The organism is Roseburia intestinalis L1-82, assembly GCF_900537995.1.
In the GTDB taxonomy this organism is placed as follows: Bacteria; Bacillota; Clostridia; order Lachnospirales; family Lachnospiraceae; genus Roseburia; species Roseburia intestinalis.
In genome coordinates, this window is the sequence record NZ_LR027880.1 from 4106149 (window position 1) to 4129660 (window position 23512).

The following is a 23512-nucleotide window of genomic DNA, read 5'->3' on the forward strand; positions in this document are numbered from 1 at the left end:
AGCATTTTTAATTTTATCAGCTATCATAATTCTGTATGCCTCCTTCTTCCATGAGATTACAGCAAACGTAGTAGTAATGTCTATCAATTGCGGTCTATTTAGCTTGTTTCCTGACTACTCAGGAAAAATATTTCTACCCTCGCCCCACCTGTATTTTCAGAACTTGAAAGTTTAATCCCTCCGCCATATTTTTCAGCCACAGTTTTTGCGAAAAAAAGCCCAATCCCATAATGGGCTTTGCCATTTCTACTTGTGTCATCCATAAAAAACTGCTCTGTGCCATGCAATAATGCTTCTTTTGTAAATCCTGATCCGCTATCCTCCACAATGAATGTCAGCCGGTCATCCTGCTCCTTTGCGTCAATATAAATGATTCCATTTTCTTTTGTATGCTCCACTGCATTCTGAATCACATTCATTACGGCCCGGAACATTGGATCATAAGCAATCGTTACCTTTTTATCACTTTGTTCCGCCTTCCAATCTATCTTCTGGTGATAGATTTCTACCAGTCCGAGTGCCTGTTCCTTTATATCTGCGAAAAAATCTTCTAACCTCACCGTTGTATAGGTAACATCATTGCAATTCCATGATTTTGTGACATCTATCAACTGTTTTACATAACTTTGTATCTGTGTTGTGCCGTTCAAAACATAAGTGATATTTTTCTTCTGTTCTGTGGTCAGTTCAGTCTCTGAAAGTAGTTCTGCATTTCCCCGTACAATCGTAAGAGGTGTTTTAATATCATGCGCCAAAGCAGACATCTGCTGTTTCTTTTCCTGCTCTGTTTTCCACTGCTTTTCTAAAGATTCTCGCAATGCATCTCGCATATCATCGATTGCCGATAAACAGTCATCAAACTCTTTGATACCGGAACAGGATGTCTCATATTCCAGATTTTGATCCTTTATTTGTCTGATTGCGTCTAATACAGGCTGCATCTGCTTTTTGATTCTTTTTCCAAAACGTATGGACGGAATGATGATAATCGCTACCGCTCCAATCACAGACATAATAATCATCACATTCTGTGGCCCTATAAAATGCTCCCTCAAAAAAGCTGAATGATATTGAGGTGTCAGGCGATATTGCAATACAACATATTCATTTTCCCTTACAATTACTTTATAAAAATATTTCCCGGATGCGTTTCCGTACTTTGCAACATTCCATGCTATCTGTTCGTATTGTTCTGACAGATCTCCACCTATTTTCTCTCCATTCTCTGAAAAGATTACATAATCACAAAGTGCGGGAATCATCTCAGCAGTCACTTTATCTGCACGTAGAATCGTATCATATGCTTCATTAATCTTTTGCTCTGCATAATTTGCCGGATAAATACAGCCCACACTAATCAAAAGGTACAGCAGCAGCCAAGCAACAATCACCAAACCTACTAATGATCCAAGCATGACCAGTACATATCTCATAAAAATCCTGCTGAGTGCATTGCTTCTCTTTACTCTTCCCATTTATATCCAATCCCCCAGACTGTTTTTATCGGTGTATAATCATAATCCGCAAATTTTGCTCTTATATTTTTGATATGCGTGATAATGGTACTGTCATTACTCTCATTGTCAAAGCCAAAGACCGCTTCCAATATCTGTTCCTTCGAGAAAACCTGTCCTCTGTTTTTAGCCAGAAATTCACAGATTTCGTACTCCGCTTTCGTAAGAGGAAGTTCCTTATCATCAACCAATAGTTTCTTTTGAGATATTTGAATACAGACCCTCCCCAAAACCATCCGGACAGAATGTTCCCTGTGCTCTCTTCTAAGATGTGCATTGATCCTTGCCCGAAGTTCCATCACTCCAAATGGCTTTGAAATATAATCATCTGCTCCTAAAGAAAGTCCGTTTACCAGACTGTTTTCCTCCGTTTTTGCCGTAAGAAACAAAATCGGACAATCCACAAGTGCCCTGATTCTTTTGCATAATTCGAAGCCATCAATTCCAGGCATCATAATGTCCAGTAAAATCAGGTCATAACGATGTAATTCTTCCATATTAATTTTTAGTGGATTACTTACTTTTGTAACCAGATGTCCATCCTTATTCAAAATGCTTTCTATCATTTCCAAAATTGCCGGTTCATCATCAACTGCCAGTATTTTTGCCATAGTTTCCCTCGATTCTATTCCGATATTCTGTTTCCTTCCCAGTGGTTTACCCACCAAAAATAGTATACCATACTAATCCCTGTAAATATTAAGCAACCTGGTATGAATGACAACCATTCACCTACACTAGTTTCTCCCAATACAGATTGCAGATAAGTATATGGTACTCTACCCGTCCAGCAGACAAATACATATTTCCACACATAATCTCCAAGTCCGGTAAGCATCAATGCACTAATTAGTCCTGATATAATCCCTGCTCCAATGGATACCCCTTTTCCAAACTGAAAAGCCAGAATCAGCTGCCACAGATAAAGTGGAACACTGCTTCCCCACAGCAGCAATGCTGCAAATATACATCCTTTCATGATTTCGATATCGCTTGATGCGATTCTTCCAAATCCAATTCCGAATATGATTGCTGTCAATAGGATAGAGCACAGACACAAAACCAGTAGCATCAACAGTTTCGATAAAAATGCTGCAGGTTTATCCGGTAAAGACAACAGATTTTGAAAATCACCTGCATTTTGTTCCTGTTCCATCACACTTGCTGTAAAAATTCCAATAAGTACCGGAAGTCCTGCTCCTATTGCCTGATAAAATGCAATCACTTTCATATTTTCATTCCATGGTGAAAAAAAGTAATATATTAAAAATATAACGCTGGTTATAATCGGAATCAGTAAGTGTGCCAGAATCACAGATGTTCCTTTCATCTTTCGCAAGTCTGCATTAAGAGATCTTCCAATCATCTTATTTCACCTCTCTTCTCTCAAACCATTTCAAAAACAGAACCGTTACAAAAACAAACCAGATGATTGAGAGACACATTCCCGGAACAATGACTCCCGTATCCAAAAGAGGATTCCCTGCTTCTGCGGCAAGTCCATTTGGTAAAACATGAAGCAACGGGCACATCATTCGCATAGGGATTGCAGAAACAAGTACATACCAGATTCTGGTTTGTGATATTACCACACCGCTGACGGTAATAAATAGGCAGACGAACAGGTTTACAATCATTCCAAATCGTTCACTTAAAAATAAAGCTACCGGAATCTCCCATAACTCAGAAACCGTCAGAAACAATACTGCAATCAACGCTCCTTTCACTGGAACATGTGTCGTTAGAAGAAAGCCTCCAAGCGTTGCTCCTGCAAACACAATCACATTAGAAAACAAAATCATGTACCCAATATAAATAATTTTCCCCAGCAACAATTTTCTTCTGTCTGTGGGAATAGTCATTAAATGATAGTATTTTATCTTTTTCTCCTGCGCCACAGAAAGATAACAAAATAGAGCAATCATCCCCGGCAGCAAAAGTGTATACCACCAGTTCCAAACACTTTCTGCATAAGCATTTGTCATCCCAAGAGTAAATATAAATGCCATGACAAATGTAAGAAGAGGAAATCCCCAGATAAACTTTTTTCGCATGGTTCTTTTGGCTTTTTGATGTTCTGCTTTTATAATATTAACCATGGATTTCACCTGCTTTCTGGTTTTTTCTTACCACATTCATAAACAAATCTTCAAGATTATCTCCCTGCTTTAATGCTCCTTCGTATCCTAAGATTCCACCTGAAATAATCCCGACTTTATCTGCAAGTAACTGTACCTCTGAGAGAATATGACTGGAGAGAATTACAGTGATTCCCTGTTCCGGAAAAGACCGGATCAGCTCTCGTAATTCCTCGATGCCTATTGGATCTAATCCATTCGTAGGTTCATCCAATATCAAGAGTTCCGGTTCTCCAAGCAATGCCATTGCAATTCCTAGTCTTTGTTTCATTCCCAAAGAAAACTGTCCTGCTTTCTTCTTTCCGGTGTTTGTAAGTGATACAATCTGCAAGACCTCATCAATTCTGTTTTCATCTGTACCAAGCAATAATTGTCTTACCTTCAAATTCTCTCTGGCGGAAAGATTTTCATAAATAGGCGGATTTTCAATTAACGCTCCTATTTTTGATAAATCTTTCCTATCCAAAAGTTTTCCATCAAAGTAAATCTTTCCTGCAGTTGGTTTCATCATACCAGTCAACATTTTCAATGTGGTAGATTTTCCCGCACCATTCGGTCCAAGCAGTCCATAAATCTGTTTCTTTTCTATATTAAGTGAAACATTATTTACCGCTTTCTGCTTTCTAAAATATTTACACAAATTTTGTGTCTGCAACATCATTTCCATCTTTACTATCCTTCCTTCCATATTTCATTTCTTACTGAAATATAACCTAACAGAAAAAAATAAAGATTTGATGAAGATTGCTAAATAATTCGTCTACTCTATTTTTATTCTCGTATGGAATAAACCGTCAATTGAATATCATTATCAGAACTCGGCTTTCCACTGAAATCAGCAAAGCTGTTACAAATACGAAGTCCTAATTTACCGAATATCTCCGTGATTTCATCCAAACTATATAACCTTATAGGATTTCCTTCTTTCATTTCAGGCTTATAAAGTGCTTCTCCATACATATAGTCTACCTGCCCATATATCAGCGTTTTTCTATCCTTCTCCCATTCAAAAGCAGATAATGTAAGTCCCTTTTCTCCTGCATCCCATAACTTGCAAGGGAAATGTGTTTGGGCATAGCTTCCATTCATGATATCCATAAAGTGCTTTCCACCATTTTTTAATGCTTTCGCAATGACAGAAAAAATCTTATGATTTTCCCCATCGTCTTCAAGATATCCTATTGCTCCATCCGCCATATTCAGCACAACATCAAATTCCTTATCAAATGTGATCGTGCGAATGTCCTGACAAATGAACTTTGCATTCAAATTTTCTTTTTTTGCCTGCTCGTTTGCATAATCTATGTACGCCGGTGTAATATCAATACCGGTAACATCATACCCACGTCTGGCAAACTCCAGTGAGTGCCGACCAAATCCACATGCAAGATCAAGTATTTTTTCCGTTCCTTTTAAATGTAACTGCTTGATTAGAAAATCTATTGACGGTGTTAGGATACTTGGCAGGCAGAGAAAAGAGTATCAATAATTAAGATGCCGTTGAACTATATTTGAAAAAATAACTCCCCATCCCTCACAATATCTGAGAGATGGAGAGTTACTTTTTACGCTGCAATCTCCGGGATTTCCCCGACAAAGTTATAAACGATCCTGACTTTCTGCACCTTCTGACCGTCCACCTTCTTGACCTCGCCGATCAGGATCTTGCTGATCAGCCGGTTCAATACTACCTCGTCCAGTTTCTCAATGGCAGCATAGCGCCGGATTTCCTTGATAAAGGTGCGGACTTCGCTTTCCTGTGCGTCCGCCCGGCTCTGCATCACTGACAGGTCGTGCAGGCGCTTCTGGTTGGCCTTGCTTCTCATACAAAAGTATCTGACATCTGTCAGGTACAATCGAAAATATCCTATCCACCTCCGTCCAAAGAGAAATAGGGATTTCATGTATCGAGTTGCATAAATCTCGTTACCATTATACTGCGTTATGAGGCAGATATGCAATCTGTCTTTTTGTCATACACAAAAAAATGATTTGAACTCATCATACACCTGCTTTCTACGCATTAGTGTACCAAAAAAATACAGCATTTCTTAACTGAACAGTATTTTCAATGCATGAACGCATATGATATACTGTTTTCATCATAAAAAACCTTATCTAAATGACATTGATTATCTAATAAACTACATTATTTTCTGTCTAAAATATCCATAAATTCGTCACCTGTAATTGTTTCCTTCTCATACAGGTACATAGCCAGTTCGTCCAGTTTTTCCCTGTTTTCAGCAAGGATTTTTCTTGCTTTTTCATGCTCTGCTTTTACGAGCTGCACGACTTTTTCATCAATTTCCTTCTGTGTATCTGCAGAACAGGAAAGAGACGTATCGCCGCCAAGATACTGGTTGGTCACGTTTTCCATTGCCACCATGTCGAATTCATCTGTCATGCCATAGCGGGTGATCATCGCTCTTGCAATTTTTGTTGCCTGTTCGATATCATTGGAGGCTCCGGTCGTGATCTCACCAAATACGATCTCCTCTGCCGCACGTCCGCCTGTAAATGTAGCAATCTTATTCTCAAGTTCTTTTTTCGTCATCAGATATTTATCACCCTGCTCAACCTGCATAGTGTAGCCGAGTGCACCTGAGGTACGCGGGATGATCGTAATCTTCTGGACCGGTGCTGAATGACTCTGCAATGCAGCTACCAGAGCGTGTCCTATCTCATGATATGCAACAACCTTCTTCTCCTGATCTGAAAGAACCGCATTCTTCTTCTGATATCCTGCAATAACCACTTCTATACTTTCTTCGAGATCAGATTCATTTACAACGGTCCTTCCACTACGGACAGCACGTAATGCTGCTTCATTTATAATATTGGCAAGCTCCGCACCGGATGCCCCCGATGCCATACGTGCAATCGTATGCAGGTCAACATCATCAGATGCTTTTATCTTCTTTGCATGAACCTTTAAAATTGCTTCACGGCCTGCAAGATCCGGCAGTTCAACCGGCACACGTCTGTCAAAACGTCCCGGACGTGTAAGTGCCGGATCTAACGACTCCGGACGGTTCGTTGCAGCAAGAATGATGACACCATTATTTCCTTCAAATCCGTCCATCTCTGTAAGAAGCTGGTTTAAGGTCTGCTCCCTCTCATCATTTCCGCCCATTTGTCCGTCACGCTTTTTACCAATGGCATCAATTTCATCAATAAACACGATACATGGTGCCTTTTCCTTTGCCTGTCCGAAAAGATCTCGAACTTTGGAAGCTCCCATACCGACAAACATCTCAACGAATTCTGATCCGGACATTGAGAAAAATGGTACATTTGATTCACCCGCAACTGCTTTTGCAAGCATTGTTTTGCCGGTTCCCGGAGGTCCTACAAGAAGGACACCTTTTGGCATAGACGCACCTACATCGGTATACTTCTTCGGATTGTGAAGATAATCAACGATCTCTGAAAGGTTTTCTTTCGCCTCATCTTCTCCTGCAACGTCTGAAAAACGGATTCCCTCACTGGATTGCACATAAATCTTCGCATTGCTTTTTCCCATTCCAAAAGCCATCGAATTTTTTCCTCCGGCATGCTCCATCAGTTTCTTCGCCATATAATTTCCCAGTGCGATAAAAAGAATCAATGGCAAAACCCCGGTCAGCAGGAAGCTGATGATCGGTGACATCTGCTTATCGATATCTTTTGCGAATACTGCTCCACATTCATATAGCCTGTCCGTCAGGTTCGGATCGTTCATCAGACCTGTTTTATAAATATTTTTTTGATCTTTATCTGTAAAGATGATCTGATTGTCCTCAACTTCTACTTCACCAATATTCTTCTTCTCGATCATGCTCATAAAAGTTCCATAATCCGTTTCCTTTACCTGATGCTCCATAAGGATTGGTGTGACAACCAGATTAAATACGATCAGCATTATTAACACAATCCCATAATAATATGCCAGTGGTTTTTTCGGTGTTTTAACTTCTTTCATGGTCTTTCCTCCTGTTGTTCTGCGTTATGCTTTCTCCGTGCATTTTCGTATTATTTATTCTGCCATCTGACTTCGCCCTTGGACAGAAGCGGATAACAGATCAGCTGATCTGAATCCAGATTTTCTGCATGCATGTCAACCGCTGTGATCTGATGATTATCATAAGTCGTATAATAATAAATACCTTTTGCTGTATTACAACAGGACGTGTATATCGTGATCTCATATTTGCCTTCTGTCACCTCACAGCATCCACGCTGCTGATCTACGGATCCTAAGATATGGAAGAACTGGCTTACACTCTCATCCTCTTCTTCACCGGAGATCGAATTTAATTTTGTAAAGGCAACTTTCACAAATCTTGACTGGCTGGAAAGATCTCCAGGTATTCCCATTCCACCCATTCCTCTGCTATATGCATCAAGCTGTAATACTCCTGCAAAAGTACTCTCCGGCTGTTTTCTGGATACTCCGGCATAATTATTCAGTGCAAACATCTGACTCGGGAATGGGGGATTATTGGTAAGCACTCCTACCGGATTATCATATACATGCAGCCCATCTTTCATAGACTCAACAACGATACAGGAGTCTTTGTCTGCAATGATCCAGTGAAGCTGTGCTGTCGGCAGCTGTTCACTGAATGCTGTACCTGTCAGTCTCATTGCTGCCAGCTTCTCTCTCGCCTCTGCTACAGTAGCACACTGTGTAAGGATCCATGGGATGAACTCGAACTGTGCCACCTGGCTGACTTCTGTTTCATCTTCCGGCAAAGCCTCTTCATATGCCGCATTGCCGACAAAATTAAGACCTGCCATTCCAAGGCCTTTTTCATTAACAGCATCATAATAAAGCGGATAAACTTCTGCAACAAATGCCATTCCGATCAAAGCATAATGGCTTTTTATCTTCCCGGAAAACCGGAAATCAAATTCGTAATTTCTTGGCGTTATCGTGATCTGTTCCCCATAGGAAAATTCATAATCAAGCGTTCTGCCCATATAAAAATCTTTTGTTTTGTAAGTTGCTGCTGTACACATATCGAACACCTCTTCTTTCTGCTATAATAGTCCTGCAAACAATCTCATAAACAACTGTACGAGCCGTAAATATGCACTCCGTCCTGTGCGGTACTTTTCGGTCACTTCCCTGCATTCATTCATGGTTGCTCCCAGATCATCTCTTATATCCAAAACTGTCTGACTATCCGCCATAAAACAACCATTTTCAAAGTGGTGATAAAGCAATGCCATTCAGTTAAGCATCATTTTAGTGGTTTTCTGTCATAGAAAGCCACTGTTTTTATACCTAAAAACTTTAAAAATATTACAAAAAACAGTTGACAAGTAAGCCAATATATGTTGCGTAAGCCTTGATTATAAACATATTTCAAGGAGGCTCATTATGGCTGATTTTTTCTTATCTAATTTAAAATCCACACTCGACAACTGCATCACAGAACTCGATGAAATTCACTCCATGTTCTGCCGTAATCCGGAAAGTGATTTTACTAGGAACCGCAAACTTTCTTTCCGCGAGTATATTCAGTTTATGCTCCAGATGCCACCTCCGTCCAAAGAGAAATAGGGATTTCATGTATCGGGTTGCATAAATCTCGTTACCATTATACTGCATTATAAGGCAGATAAGCAATCTGTCTTTTTGTCATAAAAAATCTTATCTAAATGACATTGAATGATTTATTTTCTATCTAAAATTTTATTAAACCGACTAAAGACTCCATAGTTTGTGTGTTTGACTTAATGTTTATATCTATCTTCTCCTAAATATTTTTCTAGTCATTGCAATATAAAATTGCTTATACAGTCTCTCCCTTAAGAGTCCTGGTATTCTGGATAATATACAGAGCGACCGATATGACCATCATTATAGCGCACAAACCAATCAACAGATCTGATACCATCGGTGTAATTTGGAACCATATAATATGCACCGCTGCAGTTCCATATAATAAAAAGGTTACTATCTTTCCATGCCAGTCTGCACCATGTACTTTTCCTGTCTTTCGTATCACAAGACATCCACTGACTACCATATACAGCTCCTTACCTGCCATTATTACGATTAAAAGAAGCATATGCGGAAAACGAGTAAACAGACAGATTAACATCGCTGCCTGTGTCAGCTTATCAGCCACCGGATCAAGTATTTTTCCTAAATTACTAATCCTATGGAATCTTCTTGCGATATATCCATCAGCAAGATCCGTAAGACCAGACAGCAATAAGATTTCACCAGCTAACAGAGGATTTTTCTTTACACAATAACTCCATATAATTACCGGAATCAGACAAAGCCGAAAAAAAGAAAGAAGATTAGGAACCGTAATAATTCTATTCAAATTTTCTTCCTGATTCACTTCACTCTGCATGTACGGTCACATCACTTTCCTTTTTTTTAGACATAAACCAATAAAATATAACACAAAATGCTAAAGCAAACACAACACCAAAAACATTTTGAATCACTCTAAGACTAACCGCTCCTTGTAGTCCATAAGTCTCTGCAGCAATGGCTAAAGCACCAAATGTGTTAAATACTGCCTGCCAGCCATATTGTGCTGAAAATCCTACACCGATTCCACCAAGAATTCCTATATATGCATAGATTGACGAAGGAAGCAGAAAATATAACACTGTAAAACATATAACACCTGCAATATTTCCGACAATCCTTTTACGGACTCTGTAGTGCATATCTTCCATAAATGGCAAAATCGCGGACATGGCCGCAATACCAGCCCACATTGCACGTGGCATATTACAAAGTTCTGCAATGCAAAGGACAATCGGCACGCATAAAATCTGACATATCTGCCATTTTGTTCTGGAAGAAGTGATATCAAATTCTTGTATCAGATCTTTCAGATTTCTTTTATAAGTTCTGTTTTTATGATTTCGATAAAATACGAAGCAGGTAAGTGCTGCACCTAAAGCCATTCCGACTAATCGCATCTGATAGCTTTTTCCCGTAACATCATAACCATATAGCAGCAGATACCCAAGAACCAATGTAGATTGATTAAACATGAATGGATTATGGCATCCGAACAGAATCAACACAGCCAGTGCCGCAATATTTAACAGCATTCCCAATACCGGTGAAAACTGATTTGCTAAATGCGGACATACAGTCATAATTACAAAGAACAAAGCCAAAAGCATCGTAGATTGTCCGGTGTGGATCCCCAGATCCGCATTCCGAAATACCATAAGGCATAATAAAACTACTACACCCACAATACTATTCTCATTTCCAAATAAGATACTGAAAATAGTAACAAATAAAAAACAAAATGCCATTGTAACAGCTATCTTTACCAAATATACCAGTATATGATATGATTTTTCTTTCACTGTTTCACTCTTTTTCAACAGATTTTTAGAACCTGCCTGATTTAACTGCAATTCCTGATAAAATGTCATGTAATTCCTCCTCTATCTGTTTTTCTTAAACTTATATGGTCTCATCTTTCTGTATTGGAAGCTCTACAACAAATCTGCATCCACCATATTCCCGGTTTTCTGCCTTGATTGTCCCGCCAGCACTATCTACGATCCGTTTCACAAGTGCAAGGCCGAGACCATTTCCTTCTGCTTTGTGAGAACCGTCTGCCTGATAAAATTTATCAAATATTCTGGTTTTCACATCATCCTCTATTCCCGGTCCTTCATCTTCCAGAATAAACATTACAGAATCCTTTTCCTGCTTCAGAAACATCATAATTGTCCCCTTTGCAGGACTGAACTTAATCGCATTATCTAAAAGATTCATCCATATATGCATAAAAAGTCCTTCATTTCCAGTATATTTAACTTCCTCCAGCTCTACCTGGAAACCAATTTCTTTTTCTGTCCATTTTGTCTCCAGGGAAAGAAATGCCTGACGGATCTGTTCATCCAGACGATATTCTGTTTTTTTCATTGGTATGTTCTGATTCTCTAACTTGGATAACAGCAAAATATTTCCAACCAATCCGGAAAGCCTTTGGGTATTAAACAGGATTTTTTCTACATATTCCTCTTGCTCCTGAGACAGTTCTTCTCCCTGAAGAAGCATTGTATACCCTTCAATGGCATTAATCGGGGTCTTAAACTCATGAGAAACATTAGATACAAAATCCATCTGCAGCACCTCTGTTGCACGAAGCTCTTTTGTCATCACATTAAAACTCTGATAAGATTCTCCAACTTCTGCGATACGGCTGTTCGTTTCCAAATGCTGTTCAAAATCTCCCCGAGAAACTTCCTTCATTGCTTTACTAAGTCTGGTAATTGGTTCTAGTAACTTTGCATTAATAAAGGAAGTGATCAGCCCTGCAATCAATGTATTGAAAATCAAAAGCCAGCCAAGCACAGGTATGCTGCCCGGCAGATTAAAAAAATGATTCAAAAAAGCAAATAATAAAGCAGATATGACTGTTGAAAATACAAGTGCCAGCCAGATTGCACCAGTCAGACAGGATCGGATCCGCAATCCTTTTTCTTTCTTTTGTTCCATTATTTTTTCACCACCTTGTATCCAATTCCACGCATTGTTACGATTTCAAAATCAGGGTTATCTTTAAAACGCTCTCTGATTCTTCCTATATGTACCTCTATCGTATGTGGGTCTGCCTCCGTCTCGTATCCCCATACTTCATCCATCAACTGTTGTTTTGTAAATGTTCTGCCTGGCGAAGCTGCAAGCTTATATAAAAGCAGGAATTCTTTTTTAGGCAAAACAAGACTTTCCTTATCAGTTGTAACCGTCATTGCATCATAATCAAACTCTGTTGAACCGATCACAATTTTGTGTTCATTCAGTATCTGTGCACGGCGAAGCAGTGCTCCGACTCTTAAAACCATTTCATTCACATTTACCGGTTTTACCATATAATCGTCACTTCCCGAAAGAAATCCCTGGCGCATATCATCAAAGGAACCTTTCGCAGTGATCATAAGCACTGGTATCTGATATCCTGCTGAACGAAGTTCCGACACCAGTTCATAGCCATCCATAACCGGCATCATAATATCAGAAATGATCAGATCAATATATTCCTTATCCAATACTTCTAATGCCTGTGCTCCATCCGATGCACTTTTGACCTGATATCCATTCTTCTCAAGCACTTTTTGGAATAGCTGGCTTAATTCTTTATCATCTTCTACAATCAATATTTGAAACACGTTTTCCTTCCTCCTTATTAAAACAGATACCTTGCCCATCCAAGCAGATGCTGTACTAAAAATATTTTTCTCTGACGTTTCTTTGTTAATTCGATTGGCTCTACATGATATGGATCATTATAAGTTCCGCCTTCTAATATCTGGCGGGACACTTTTTCATATTCCATCATCCCCTCTTCCAACTGTTTATTAATATCTTTACTGCGTATTACAAGCATCAGTTCCGTATCCAGATATGTACTTCTCATGTCCATATTAAAGGAACCGATTACAGACAGATCATCGTCAATCAGAATACTTTTTCCGTGGTATGAATAACCGCCTTCATATTCCCAGATATTAATTCCTGTACTTAAGATTCTATTTCTGTTTTTCGCATAATCGGCAGCCCCAAATGGATTCCCATTATTCGCAACTGAATTTGTCATGATAGAAAAATCTGAAACGTTCTCTGCAATCTCCTCCCATGTATTATACATCATATCATTACAGATAATATATGGCGTGTGGATCTTCACACGATTTTTTGCATTTTTCATCAATTCTCCCAACTGATACCACACTACTGGTTCTTTGGAACCTGTGTGAATAGGATTTGACACTAATGCAATCTTTTCTGTCTCAAAAGTTTCGTCCGTGTAATCGGTATCGCAGATTCTTTCCTTATTCTCTTCAAAATATTTCTGATAGCCGTTCTGCAGCTCTAAAACTGCGTTCTTTACAGATTTTCTATTTGCCAGTTTTTTATTGTCATGAAAATAACCACTGTCTTCTTGTTCCCATATCGTTTCAAAATACTCTAACAACTGGTTAACTGAATTTTCTTTCTCAGGTTCATCGCAAACTACTAACACGTCTCTGTCATAGTTCTTATGTCCCGGAAAATCACCCAGGAAATAATTGTATGTATTTCTTCCCCCAAGAATATATCTCTTTCCATCTGCAATCAAATATTTATCATGCATTCTACCCATCATCTTCCATGGTTTCAACGGATTAGCCTTATTATATAGTTTAATTTCAACATTCTCATGGGAAGATAATCCATAGAAATACGGATTGCCTTCCATATCAATCCAGCTCTCCATTCCATCTACTAACAGACGAATATGTACACCTCTGTCTGCCGCATCATGCAGTGCTCCTAAAATCAATTTTCCACTTTCATCGGATTGAAATGCAAAAGTAGAAAGAATAATTTCCTTTTTTGCATTCTTGATCAAACGCACTCTTTGTAAAAGCGCTTCTGGATTCTTTTCTATGATTACTGCCCGTTCTGTATTTTCACTGCATTCGTTCCATGACCCATTTTTTGTTTCTTTTTTGGTTGTATTGGACACTTCCGGCTGCTTTTTATATGCAACGCAGATTCCGAGCAATTCATAAAAAGCCATACATAAAAAAATTGCCAGTATAACAAGAAGGATTTTACATATTTTATACTTTTTCATTGTACATTACCTGATTCCTTTTTATTTCATACTGATACAATACAAAGTCAATCTCAATTTAACCTCAACAAAATTTATTTTTATTCTAATATATGAAGGAGCTTTTCTTACTCCGTTGTATTAATCACTATTTTATTTCTTCCATAAGCTGTCGGATTTTTCTCAATGTACACCGTGTAACTGCCAGGTCATCTTCTTGTATATTCGATATGATTTTTTCATACGCTTCTATCATTTTTTCTTTCTGACAATTACTTAATTCAATTGCCTTGTTCGTCAAAACAAGGTATGTTCTTTCTTTTTTTTCATCTAATTTCCAGATAATATATCCTTTATTTTCAAGACTTTTTACCATCTTAGATGTTTCTGGAATCGATAATTTCATGTATTCTGCCACTTCTGAAAGATATACTCCTTCATGACAGTCTGATTTTTCAACACATTCCTTTATACTATAAAGGAACAAATAATCTGTTCTTTCGACAAATTCAAATATACTTTCAACATTGATGCTCTTTAAAAAAAACTCCTCTGCACTGGTTCCTGCTCCCATATTATCGTTCCTCTCTTTCTATATATTCTTTTTTGCTGACTAGACTCTTATATGCCGGGCGAATGATCTTATCTGTAGTTATCAATTCTTCCAGGCGATGTGCACTCCAACCAGCAATTCTTGCTATCGCAAATAATGGCGTGTACAATTCTCTTGGAATATTCAACATGTCATACACAAAACCACTATAGAAATCTATATTAGGACTTACTCCTTTGAATATCTGACGCTGCTTTGCAATCAACTTAGGTGCAATCTTCTCAATATTGTTATAAAGGGTCATATCTTTCTCACGTCCTTTATCCCTTGCGAGTTGTTCTACAAAGCCTTTGAACACCCTTTCTCTCGGATCGGAAATAGAATATACAGCATGTCCCATTCCATAAATAAGTCCTTTCTGATCAAACGCCTCTTTCTTCAAAATCTTACTCAGATATGATGCAATTTCCTCTTCGTCTTCATAATCTTTCACATGACTTTTAATATCATCCATCATATTCATTACCATCAGATTTGCACCGCCATGTTTTTTTCCTTTTAAGGATGACATTGCTGCTGAAATAACAGAATAAGTATCTGAACCTGAAGATGTTGCTACCCGTGTAGTGAATGTAGAATTGTTACCACCACCATGTTCCATATGTAACAATAATGCTATATCCAGTACTCTTGCTTCCAGTTCTGTGAATTTTGTATCTGGTCTTAATAGGCGCAGGAAATTTTCAGCAATAGATAAATCTTTTTCAGGTCTATGAATATACATACTTTCGTTTTTTTCATAATGACAATAAGCATGGTATGCATATACTGCTAACATAGGAAATACTGCGATCAACTGCATACTCTGCCTTAGCACATTCGGAATTTCAAGACTTTCTTTCTCCTTATCGTAAGAGCCCAATGTAAGAATACTTCGAGTCATAGAACCCATAATATCTGATGTAGGTGCTTTCATAATGACATCTCTGGTAAAGTTAGTCGGTAGTTCCATACAATCAGATAGTCTTCCCTGAAATTCCATTAACTGTGTATCAGTTGGCAATTCTCCGAATAAAAGAAGATATGCTCCTTCTTCAAAGACAAACCTTTTTCCTTTACTTCCTGTTACTAAATCTTTTATATTATAACCACGATAAGATAACTCGCCATCACATGGACTCTTTACTCCATCACGATATTCAAAAGCTTTTATATCAGAAATATTTGTAAGCCCCGTCAACACACCTTGGCCTTTTTCATCTCGTAAGCCTCTTTTTACACCATACTCTGAATACAGATTCTTACTAATGCTATCATTTTGTTCACAAAAAATTGCTTGCTGTTTCATATAATTTTCCAAATTGCTCATTTGAATCGCTCCTTTCATTCTGTTACGAACTTACATACTATACTCAGATATTCTTGTTTCCAGAGCATTCAGCATTGTCTGTTCTTTTTCTTATTCTTATTCATTAGCAATACAATACAATGGAAAACTCAATTTAACCTCAACAAGGTTTGTTTTTTCATCCATGCAAAATCTTCTTTGTACAACAGACTGTTAGATATAGCAAAAACGGCCTTTCAAAAACAGTTAACTTCTAAATCAACTGTTTTTTGAAAGGTCGTTTCATCAGATTCTTATAGCAATCCAGCAAATAATCTCATAAATAATTGTCCCAGTCGCAAATATGCACTTCGTCCGGTTTGATATTGGTCTGTCACATCACGACATTCTCCCATCGTTCTTATCAGATCATTTTTTATTTCCACAACTGCCTGACAATCTGCCATAAAACAGCCGTTTTCAAAATGGTGATATAAACTTCGATAATCCAGATTAATTGTTCCACAAGTTGCCATACAGTCATCTGCCACACTCATTTTTGCATGACAGAAACCAGGAGTCCACTCATAAACACGAACACCATGTTTAACTAATCCATGATAAAAAGAACGAGTTATATTATAAATGAATTTTTTATCAGGGATACCAGGTGTGATAATTCTTACGTCTACCCCTCGCTTAGCAGCCAGACATAACGCATGCGTCATTTCATCTGTTATGATTAGATATGGAGTCATAAACCAACAATATTTTTCAGCTTTATTTATCATACTGATATAAACTTCTTCTCCTACTTGCTCATTATCCATAGGGCTGTCTGCATAAGGTTGAACAAACCCAGTTTGCTGTGCCGCATAATCATAGTGGAAAAGGTATTTACTAAAATCAGAATCATTAGCATCCTTATCACTTACTGCATTCCACATTTCCAAAAATGTCACCGTAAGCGACTGAACAGCATCTCCTTCTAAACGAATACCTGTATCTTTCCACTGTCCATACGGGTGTGTGTAATTAAAATATTCGTTTGCTAGATTATATCCACCTGTAAATCCGACTTTTCCATCAATAACTGTTATTTTTCTATGATCACGATTGTTCAAAAACAGATTTAAACCTGGCATAAACGGATTGAATACACGGCAATGAATTCCTATTGCCTCCATCTTTTTCACAAAATCTGTGTTAATAAAGCCTATAGAACCCATATCATCGTAGAATACCCTGACTTCCACACCTGCTTTTACTCGCTCTTCCAGAACATCTTGAATCTTATGCCATGCTTCAGCGTCTTCTATCGCATGATATTCCATAAAGATAAACTTCTGTGCTTTCTCCAAATCCTTAAGCTGTGCCTCTAATCCTTTCACTGCTTCATCAAAATACACAATATCCGTATTCTGATAGATTGGATACTGCGAATTTCTTTGTATGTAACTTGCTATATTTCCTGCTTTCGGAATTGTTTCTTTTATTCTGCTCAAACACTCCTGACTGTCCGGAAGCATTGGTAACAATTTGCTATCAATTTCTGCATATCGCTCACGCATTTTATGTGTGCCACCATTCAAACCAATCAACAAATACAGGCCTACACCCATAATTGGGAAAATTAGAATTAAGATGACCCAAGGCATTTTCATAGAAGAGGTCTTATCTGATGCGTACAATCCCAAGACCAAGATTCCACTCAAAATCCTTGTAAATAAATTTATAATTTCTGCATATTCATTCAAGCGTGTTACGATAGTAATAATAAAAATTACTTCCAGAAGAATGCAGACTATGGAAAAACACAGCCGTTTTACCCCATTTTTTGTTTTTGCTTTGCCCTCTAAAGTATCTTGCTTCATATATATTCCACCTTCCTAATAAAATACTAATAATTTATTCTACTCAATCATTCTTTCACTAATATCTGCAACCTCATTTGTATGTAACATAACCAATGATATATGCTACTTTATCATCAAAGTCACATAATAACCTTATATGTTTTACCTCTCTCCGTAGTTCCTCCTGCTTTTCACATTCTTATCAACAACAACGATAAAATGCCACACAGTTATTAACACCCATGTGACATTTATACTCTTAATACAATTTTGCACCTGCTGGAATTGCATCATCTAACATTACCAGATTCAGTTTTTCTTCTCCATTTACATTGTGAATTGCAGAAAGAAGCATACCACATGAATCTATTCCCATCATAGAACGTGGTGGAAGATTTACGATTGCCAATAATGTCTTTCCAACAAGTTCCTCTGGCTCATAAAAAGCATGTACTCCTGAAAGAATCGTTCTCTCATTCTCAGTTCCATCATCAAGTGTAAATCTAAGAAGCTTCTTGCTCTTTGGAACTGCTTCACAATTCTTCACCTTTACAACACGAAAATCTGACTTTGAAAATGTATCAAAATCAACCTGCTCTTCAAATAAAGGCTCAATTTCAATACCTGTATTATTTTCAGCAACTGCTGCCACTTCTTCTGCTACTACTACTTCATTGTTATCCATTTGGTTAATCTCCTTTTCTTCATTTCTCACAATATATTATATCGACAAAAACAAAATCATCAACAGATATACTAGACATTTCGTTTCTATTATTCATATATCTTATCCACCTCAGCCTCATATACCGCCTCAGTATGAGCATCAAATAGCACCCACTCCACCAGATCAAACCAATCCGGTTTATCCTGCAAAAACCTATTTACTGTATGTACTGCAATCTTTGCTGCCAACTCAACCGGAAAACTATATACTCCCGTTGATATAGAAGGAAATGCAATAGACCTGATTCCATTATCCATTGCCAGCTTCATGGAATTAAAATAGCAGTTAGCAAGAAGTTCCTCTTCTCTATTCCTTCCACCATTCCATATCGGTCCTACAGTATGTATCACATAATCACATGGCAAATTATAGGCTTTTGTTATCTTTGCTTCTCCAGTCTCACATCCGTGAAGTGTCCTGCACTCTGCCAGAAGCTCCGGTCCTGCTGCTCTGTGAATCGCACCATCTACACCACCTCCGCCAAGAAGGGAATTGTTTGCTGCATTCACGATTGCCTGCACATCTGTTACTTTTGTTATGTCACCTTTTATCGTCTTAATCAAATACATTGTTCAATATTCCTTCTCTATCGCACCATCTATTCCATACATTTTCTTGAATGCATCAAGGTCTGCATGATTCTTAATCAACATAACCTCGTCTATCTTACCTGTATGAATATTCTTAAATCCGGCAACCTGCTCGCCATTACATATGCTCGCCTTGATTACTGGTTTCTTATTTTCTTTATCATATGTCTTTGTAACTATATTTTTCTTAAATAGTCCCACTCTGAGCACCTTCTTTTGATTTTGCCATCAGTATAAGTTTTTCAAAGGACTGTGCAAAGCGTACATCATCTTCTTCTGTACGCTTTCTCGGTCCTTTCATATGATTCTTATGAGAGCTGCGCCTTACCTTCTTATTAAGATGTCGCTCCATAAGCATCTGATCTATGTTCTCATTCGTGTACCACTTACCGGATTGGTGAATAGCATATGCACCTTTCCCAAGTGCCATAGCAGCGACACCATAATCCTGCGATACTACTACATCCCCTTTATGACAAATGCTGATCAGTTTATAATCCACTGCATCTGCTCCTGCACTTACCACAATCACCTCGCTGTAATCAGAATACAAAATATGATTCGTATCACACAGCAATGTGGTGGAAATATTGTATTTCTCTGCTATTGTCTCGACAATGTCCACTACCGGACACGCATCCGCATCTACAAATATCTGCATTTTTTCTCAAATCCGCTTTCTTCAGTTGTAACTAACTGGTGTTCGTACTTCTATAAGATTTCCTGATGGATCATAGAATCTTACAAGCTTCTGTCCACCTTCAAGTTCCATTAAATCCGTAACATAACTTACAACATACTTGCCAGACTCCAGTTTTTCAATAATACCTTCTATGTCATTATCTTCAAAATAAAGTTCCGTCATATTATTATGTGGAGTTGTATGTATTTTTGTACTATCATACCATACATCTACATCCTGTAATACAAGCCCCTCAGACATTATTACATTACCTTCCAGCCTTGTAATCACACGCAATCCAAACAGTTCTTCATAAAAATCAATTGATTCGTCAATATTATCAACAATGATCAATACATTTTTCAAACTCATATTATATGTTCCTACATCTCCATTTGTCGTTGAATCCATGTCATAATTACATCTACAAGATAATCCTGCTGCACCTGACTTAGTTCCTTGCCCGGCTGCATTTTATGCCACTTTCGGATGCACTCCCTGCAGCATGTTGCTGTTGCGTGCTGGGCAATAAATACTGGATGTCCACGCATTGGTGTCTGTTTGCCATCATTTGCTATATATGCCGGAGCTTCCCTCTTTGCAATAAAGTCCGCAGCGTGTTGTCTGATGGTATCAAGTCCCTTCTCATTTATGTAATCAATATCTTTCTGTTTCAAGTGAAAACTGCTTCGGAACTTGGAACTATCCAACCGCTCAAATAACTGCCTGTACCATTCATCCTTAGTCATTAAAACTTCACTACTTCCGGCTCATGTGTAAATGCTGAAAATGTAGCTGTCGCATTTTTAAAATAGAACACCTCTGTATTTTCATCATCTGCTGAGTACATATTCTGTAAAGATGGATAAGCATCGAGCATAGACTGTCTTGCTTCTCTTCTGTCATCTTCTACAAGTTCTCCGGCTACACGAAGCCACTCGCCATTTTTAAATGCACAGATTTCTACCTTCGGGTTTGTGTGAATCTGCTTTGAAACATCCTTTACCTTGCCAGTTTGAATATACAGCTTTCCTTCAAAAATGTGTGCTGTACCAAAAGGTCTAACTCTTGGCTGGTCACCTTCTACTGTTGCCAAATAATATGTCTCTGCTTCTTTTAAAAATTGTGCTACTCGTTCCATGATGTAATCCTCCTATCAATAAGTTTCTAATCACATTGTATCTGCAAAAGTAACAGAGCTGGTCGCATGAAAAGCGACAAAACAACACATAAATATTTTATGCCATATTGCTTAAATTTGATTAATTTATCTTAAATACAAATAGATAAATTGTTTACTTATTTCTATCCCTCAATTATAGGTTTCTCATACTCAGTAATTCCATATATCTGATATACAATATCATCAATCTCTTTGACTTTAATTTCGTCATAAGATTGAAGTAATTCACCAACCAATTGAATAATTTCATTTCTTTGCTCAACGATTCCCATCTTAATTGGCAATCCATCAATTTCATACCCATTAACATTGCTGTTTGTACTCAATTTGGCAAAATACCAATTTAATAACTTCGAGTTCAGTATTCCAAGTATGAAATAATCAAAATCATCTGTCATATCTGGTATTAAATAATTTACAGAATTTGCACAAAAATAAGGTGGCTGCGCCATCGTCATTTTTAGTCTCCACTTTTCATTAACTCCGGTAATCCCTTGCATTACTATCCGACGTCTATTATGATGTTGGCTTTTCTCGCCCCTATTTTTATCTAAATAACCATCTGCCTTTAAGAAAAGAATATCTCCTTGGCTAATGTCGTTTGTAATGTAATATTTCTGCACTTGTGCCCCTCTCAACATGGAATGATCACTACTTGAATTTGTTATAAATTCACTATGAAGTGATATGTCTATTTCTCCAGTGTAGCATTTACTTATCTCCGACATTCTCTTACATTCATTTGTCATCTTTAAAAAGATTGATAATTCATGTTGTCTGATCAATGGAATAGACAAATACTTATTATCAATTGCCTTTATTTCGTCATACGAAATAAACATAGCTTCGTTATTATCGTCTACATATTTGTCACGATGTATCCGCACGCTAAATTTATATGAAGAAGGCACCTTCCTTTTAGTTGCTCCCAAAATGCATACTGACATCTTGACTTCCTTAAACACTCTCTTACTTTCAATATCTCTTTCAGGAAATGCTTCTATAAAATCCACTTGTGTATTTTCCATAACGAATTGACGAATTTTTGAATTCGTAGCATCTCCCATAAATGCTAATGGAAAAATCAAACAGCAATGACCATCATTCTTCAACAACGAAAAGCACCGGCATATAAACATTCGGTATATATTTAAAACACCGCCTTTTGCCCATTCATATACCTTACTCGTCTTGTAATAATCTAATAATTCTGGTGCAACCGAAATACTTGTATTTTGATTTTGTTTCTTATTAAGCAATCCATATGGAGGATTTCCTATGATACAATCAAATCCTGTAAATACACCTTTTTCATCCAATAATTCTGGAAATTCTATAGCCCATTCAAAAGCATCTCTATATATAGATGAATCACTACCATAGTCAAATACGATCTCCATATTCTTATTCACAGAAAATGAGATTTGATTATATATGCTATGTAGATTCGCTTTAATACTTTCTATATTTTTTCGTATTTCTGCTTTTACACTTTTATCTGATACTCCTCTATAAGCTGCTACTAGTTTCTTATACTGATTAATTAATTTTTGAGTATTTTTTTCTAGTTCTACACCACCTTGTCCTATCTTACTACCAATAGCAAAATTTAATTTATTTATCAAAGAATTTCCACTTTTAATATTTATATCAATATTCGGTAAAGTTTCCATTACTTCATTTTTATAGTATGCATTTTTTAATAGCTCAATCCATAGACGAAGTTGACATATAGCAACTGCTTTTGAGTTTAAATCTACGCCAAATAAACAGTTTTCAATAATAGTTCTTTTTTCATTGAACAGTGTTTCTTGCACCGACTGAGATAATACATTGTTTTTATCATAATGAAAACTCTTTCCCTGACCATCATATACACTTAATATATCATCTATAACATCTATATCATATTCTGTTAGGAGTTCATCTTTTCCATGCTTAAACAACACTCCAAGCTGTTTCTTTATTGCAATAATCCTCTCCATATAATCAAGTGCTTTTTTCAATAAATTCAATACTTTTTGATACCTGTTGTTAAATGAAACTAAGGTTATGGAGTGATCTTTACCTCATACAGGGCAGATATATAGTAATAATGGGTGCACCAAATAAAACGTCATCACTATCCGTTCTAAATGGCCTCGATCTGTACCCATCCCTATATGGCAGCTCACCTCTCATGTCCAACAGGATCATCCTCCTTACGGCGGGTCCTCACTTCCTTCGTTCTGCCTGTCCATAACCAGGGTGCCAGCTTAGCTATTCATCAGGGTCTTGCCCTCCGGAGAAAATTCCTGCCGGCTACCAGCTCATTCTTTGTACTTTCATTACTGATCTAACACTCCGATTACAGCAC

25 protein-coding genes and 2 pseudogenes are annotated in these 23512 nt (G+C 37.5%); 1 reads left to right on the forward strand and 26 read right to left on the reverse strand.

Going from position 1 to position 23512, the window contains the following annotated elements:
* Positions 1-98: 98 nt before the first annotated feature.
* The 10 genes and pseudogenes from RIL182_RS19270 to RIL182_RS19315 all read right to left on the reverse strand — a co-directional run.
* Positions 99-1475, reverse strand: a complete 1377-nt coding sequence (locus RIL182_RS19270) for a sensor histidine kinase (RefSeq protein ID WP_006858443.1) — start codon at positions 1473-1475, stop codon at positions 99-101.
* Entirely contained in the window at positions 1463-2125 is a 663-nt protein-coding gene (locus RIL182_RS19275; RefSeq protein ID WP_006858444.1) for a response regulator transcription factor, read from the reverse strand. The genes RIL182_RS19270 and RIL182_RS19275 overlap by 13 nt, the downstream gene beginning before the upstream one ends.
* Positions 2126-2139: 14 nt before the next feature.
* The gene (locus RIL182_RS19280; RefSeq protein ID WP_005330844.1) at positions 2140-2880 is read right to left on the reverse strand and encodes a lantibiotic immunity ABC transporter MutG family permease subunit; all 741 of its coding nucleotides are present in this window, start codon (positions 2878-2880) and stop codon (positions 2140-2142) included.
* 1 nt (position 2881) lies between these two features.
* A complete protein-coding gene (locus tag RIL182_RS19285) occupies positions 2882-3613 on the reverse strand; it encodes a lantibiotic immunity ABC transporter MutE/EpiE family permease subunit (RefSeq protein WP_006858445.1) in 732 nt (243 codons plus the stop codon).
* On the reverse strand, positions 3606-4319 hold the full coding sequence (locus RIL182_RS19290) for a lantibiotic protection ABC transporter ATP-binding protein (RefSeq protein ID WP_044999424.1): 714 nt from the start codon (positions 4317-4319) through the stop codon (positions 3606-3608). The genes RIL182_RS19285 and RIL182_RS19290 overlap by 8 nt, the downstream gene beginning before the upstream one ends.
* A gap of 104 nt (positions 4320-4423) precedes the next feature.
* The gene (locus tag RIL182_RS19295) at positions 4424-5119 is read right to left on the reverse strand and encodes a class I SAM-dependent methyltransferase (protein WP_082241383.1); all 696 of its coding nucleotides are present in this window, start codon (positions 5117-5119) and stop codon (positions 4424-4426) included.
* A gap of 98 nt (positions 5120-5217) precedes the next feature.
* Positions 5218-5469 (reverse strand): annotated as a pseudogene (locus RIL182_RS19300) (DUF4368 domain-containing protein); the annotation flags it as partial.
* Between the two features lie 332 nt (positions 5470-5801).
* Positions 5802-7616 carry an ATP-dependent zinc metalloprotease FtsH gene (gene ftsH / locus RIL182_RS19305; protein ID WP_006858448.1) on the reverse strand — a complete coding sequence of 605 codons (1815 nt, stop codon included), beginning with the start codon at positions 7614-7616 and terminating at the stop codon, positions 5802-5804.
* A gap of 50 nt (positions 7617-7666) precedes the next feature.
* Positions 7667-8656 carry a choloylglycine hydrolase gene (gene bsh, locus RIL182_RS19310; RefSeq protein ID WP_134523456.1) on the reverse strand — a complete coding sequence of 330 codons (990 nt, stop codon included), beginning with the start codon at positions 8654-8656 and terminating at the stop codon, positions 7667-7669.
* Positions 8657-8677: 21 nt separating this feature from the next.
* A pseudogene (locus RIL182_RS19315) lies at positions 8678-8860 on the reverse strand (hypothetical protein); the annotation flags it as partial.
* A 160-nt stretch (positions 8861-9020) separates the two neighbouring features.
* Here RIL182_RS19315 and RIL182_RS19320 point away from each other — a divergent pair.
* Complete coding sequence (locus RIL182_RS19320) at positions 9021-9203, forward strand: hypothetical protein (protein WP_044999425.1); 183 nt, start codon at positions 9021-9023, stop codon at positions 9201-9203.
* 232 nt (positions 9204-9435) lie between these two features.
* Here RIL182_RS19320 and RIL182_RS19325 read toward each other — a convergent pair whose 3' ends face one another.
* The 16 genes from RIL182_RS19325 to RIL182_RS19400 all read right to left on the reverse strand — a co-directional run bounded on the left by RIL182_RS19325 (position 9436) and on the right by RIL182_RS19400 (position 23141).
* Positions 9436-10008: a CDP-alcohol phosphatidyltransferase family protein gene (locus tag RIL182_RS19325; protein ID WP_006858451.1), complete on the reverse strand. Its 573-nt coding sequence runs from the start codon at positions 10006-10008 to the stop codon at positions 9436-9438.
* A complete protein-coding gene (locus RIL182_RS19330; RefSeq protein ID WP_006858452.1) occupies positions 9998-11062 on the reverse strand; it encodes an FUSC family protein in 1065 nt (354 codons plus the stop codon). Before RIL182_RS19330 ends, RIL182_RS19325 begins: the two co-directional genes overlap by 11 nt.
* A gap of 31 nt (positions 11063-11093) precedes the next feature.
* Complete coding sequence (locus tag RIL182_RS19335; protein WP_006858453.1) at positions 11094-12137, reverse strand: HAMP domain-containing sensor histidine kinase; 1044 nt, start codon at positions 12135-12137, stop codon at positions 11094-11096.
* Positions 12137-12847: a response regulator transcription factor gene (locus RIL182_RS19340; protein WP_003693048.1), complete on the reverse strand. Its 711-nt coding sequence runs from the start codon at positions 12845-12847 to the stop codon at positions 12137-12139. The genes RIL182_RS19335 and RIL182_RS19340 overlap by 1 nt, the downstream gene beginning before the upstream one ends.
* Complete coding sequence (locus RIL182_RS19345; RefSeq protein ID WP_006858454.1) at positions 12826-14259, reverse strand: phospholipase D family protein; 1434 nt, start codon at positions 14257-14259, stop codon at positions 12826-12828. The genes RIL182_RS19340 and RIL182_RS19345 overlap by 22 nt, the downstream gene beginning before the upstream one ends.
* A 127-nt stretch (positions 14260-14386) precedes the next feature.
* Positions 14387-14812, reverse strand: coding sequence for a MarR family winged helix-turn-helix transcriptional regulator (locus RIL182_RS19350; RefSeq protein WP_006858455.1), 426 nt, complete (start codon positions 14810-14812; stop codon positions 14387-14389).
* Position 14813: 1 nt separating this feature from the next.
* A complete protein-coding gene (locus tag RIL182_RS19355) occupies positions 14814-16178 on the reverse strand; it encodes a citrate/2-methylcitrate synthase (protein ID WP_006858480.1) in 1365 nt (454 codons plus the stop codon).
* Between the two features lie 254 nt (positions 16179-16432).
* Positions 16433-17992, reverse strand: coding sequence for a cardiolipin synthase (gene cls, locus RIL182_RS19360; protein ID WP_006858456.1), 1560 nt, complete (start codon positions 17990-17992; stop codon positions 16433-16435).
* 241 nt (positions 17993-18233) lie between these two features.
* Positions 18234-18659 carry an EMAP domain gene (locus RIL182_RS19365; RefSeq protein ID WP_015559630.1) on the reverse strand — a complete coding sequence of 142 codons (426 nt, stop codon included), beginning with the start codon at positions 18657-18659 and terminating at the stop codon, positions 18234-18236.
* 89 nt (positions 18660-18748) lie between these two features.
* Entirely contained in the window at positions 18749-19270 is a 522-nt protein-coding gene (locus RIL182_RS19370) for an O-acetyl-ADP-ribose deacetylase (RefSeq protein ID WP_006858457.1), read from the reverse strand.
* Positions 19271-19273: 3 nt separating this feature from the next.
* Positions 19274-19492 (reverse strand): hypothetical protein, encoded by a 219-nt coding sequence (locus RIL182_RS19375; protein WP_006858458.1) that lies wholly within the window; start codon positions 19490-19492, stop codon positions 19274-19276.
* A complete protein-coding gene (locus RIL182_RS19380; protein WP_006858459.1) occupies positions 19479-19952 on the reverse strand; it encodes a YaiI/YqxD family protein in 474 nt (157 codons plus the stop codon). The genes RIL182_RS19375 and RIL182_RS19380 overlap by 14 nt, the downstream gene beginning before the upstream one ends.
* A 21-nt stretch (positions 19953-19973) precedes the next feature.
* Entirely contained in the window at positions 19974-20345 is a 372-nt protein-coding gene (locus RIL182_RS19385; RefSeq protein WP_006858482.1) for a VOC family protein, read from the reverse strand.
* Between the two features lie 11 nt (positions 20346-20356).
* Complete coding sequence (locus tag RIL182_RS19390) at positions 20357-20722, reverse strand: DUF4186 domain-containing protein (RefSeq protein WP_006858460.1); 366 nt, start codon at positions 20720-20722, stop codon at positions 20357-20359.
* On the reverse strand, positions 20722-21114 hold the full coding sequence (locus tag RIL182_RS19395) for a pyridoxamine 5'-phosphate oxidase family protein (RefSeq protein ID WP_006858461.1): 393 nt from the start codon (positions 21112-21114) through the stop codon (positions 20722-20724). Before RIL182_RS19395 ends, RIL182_RS19390 begins: the two co-directional genes overlap by 1 nt.
* Positions 21115-21278: 164 nt before the next feature.
* Positions 21279-23141, reverse strand: coding sequence for an Eco57I restriction-modification methylase domain-containing protein (locus tag RIL182_RS19400; RefSeq protein WP_006858483.1), 1863 nt, complete (start codon positions 23139-23141; stop codon positions 21279-21281).
* Positions 23142-23512 lie beyond the last annotated feature (371 nt).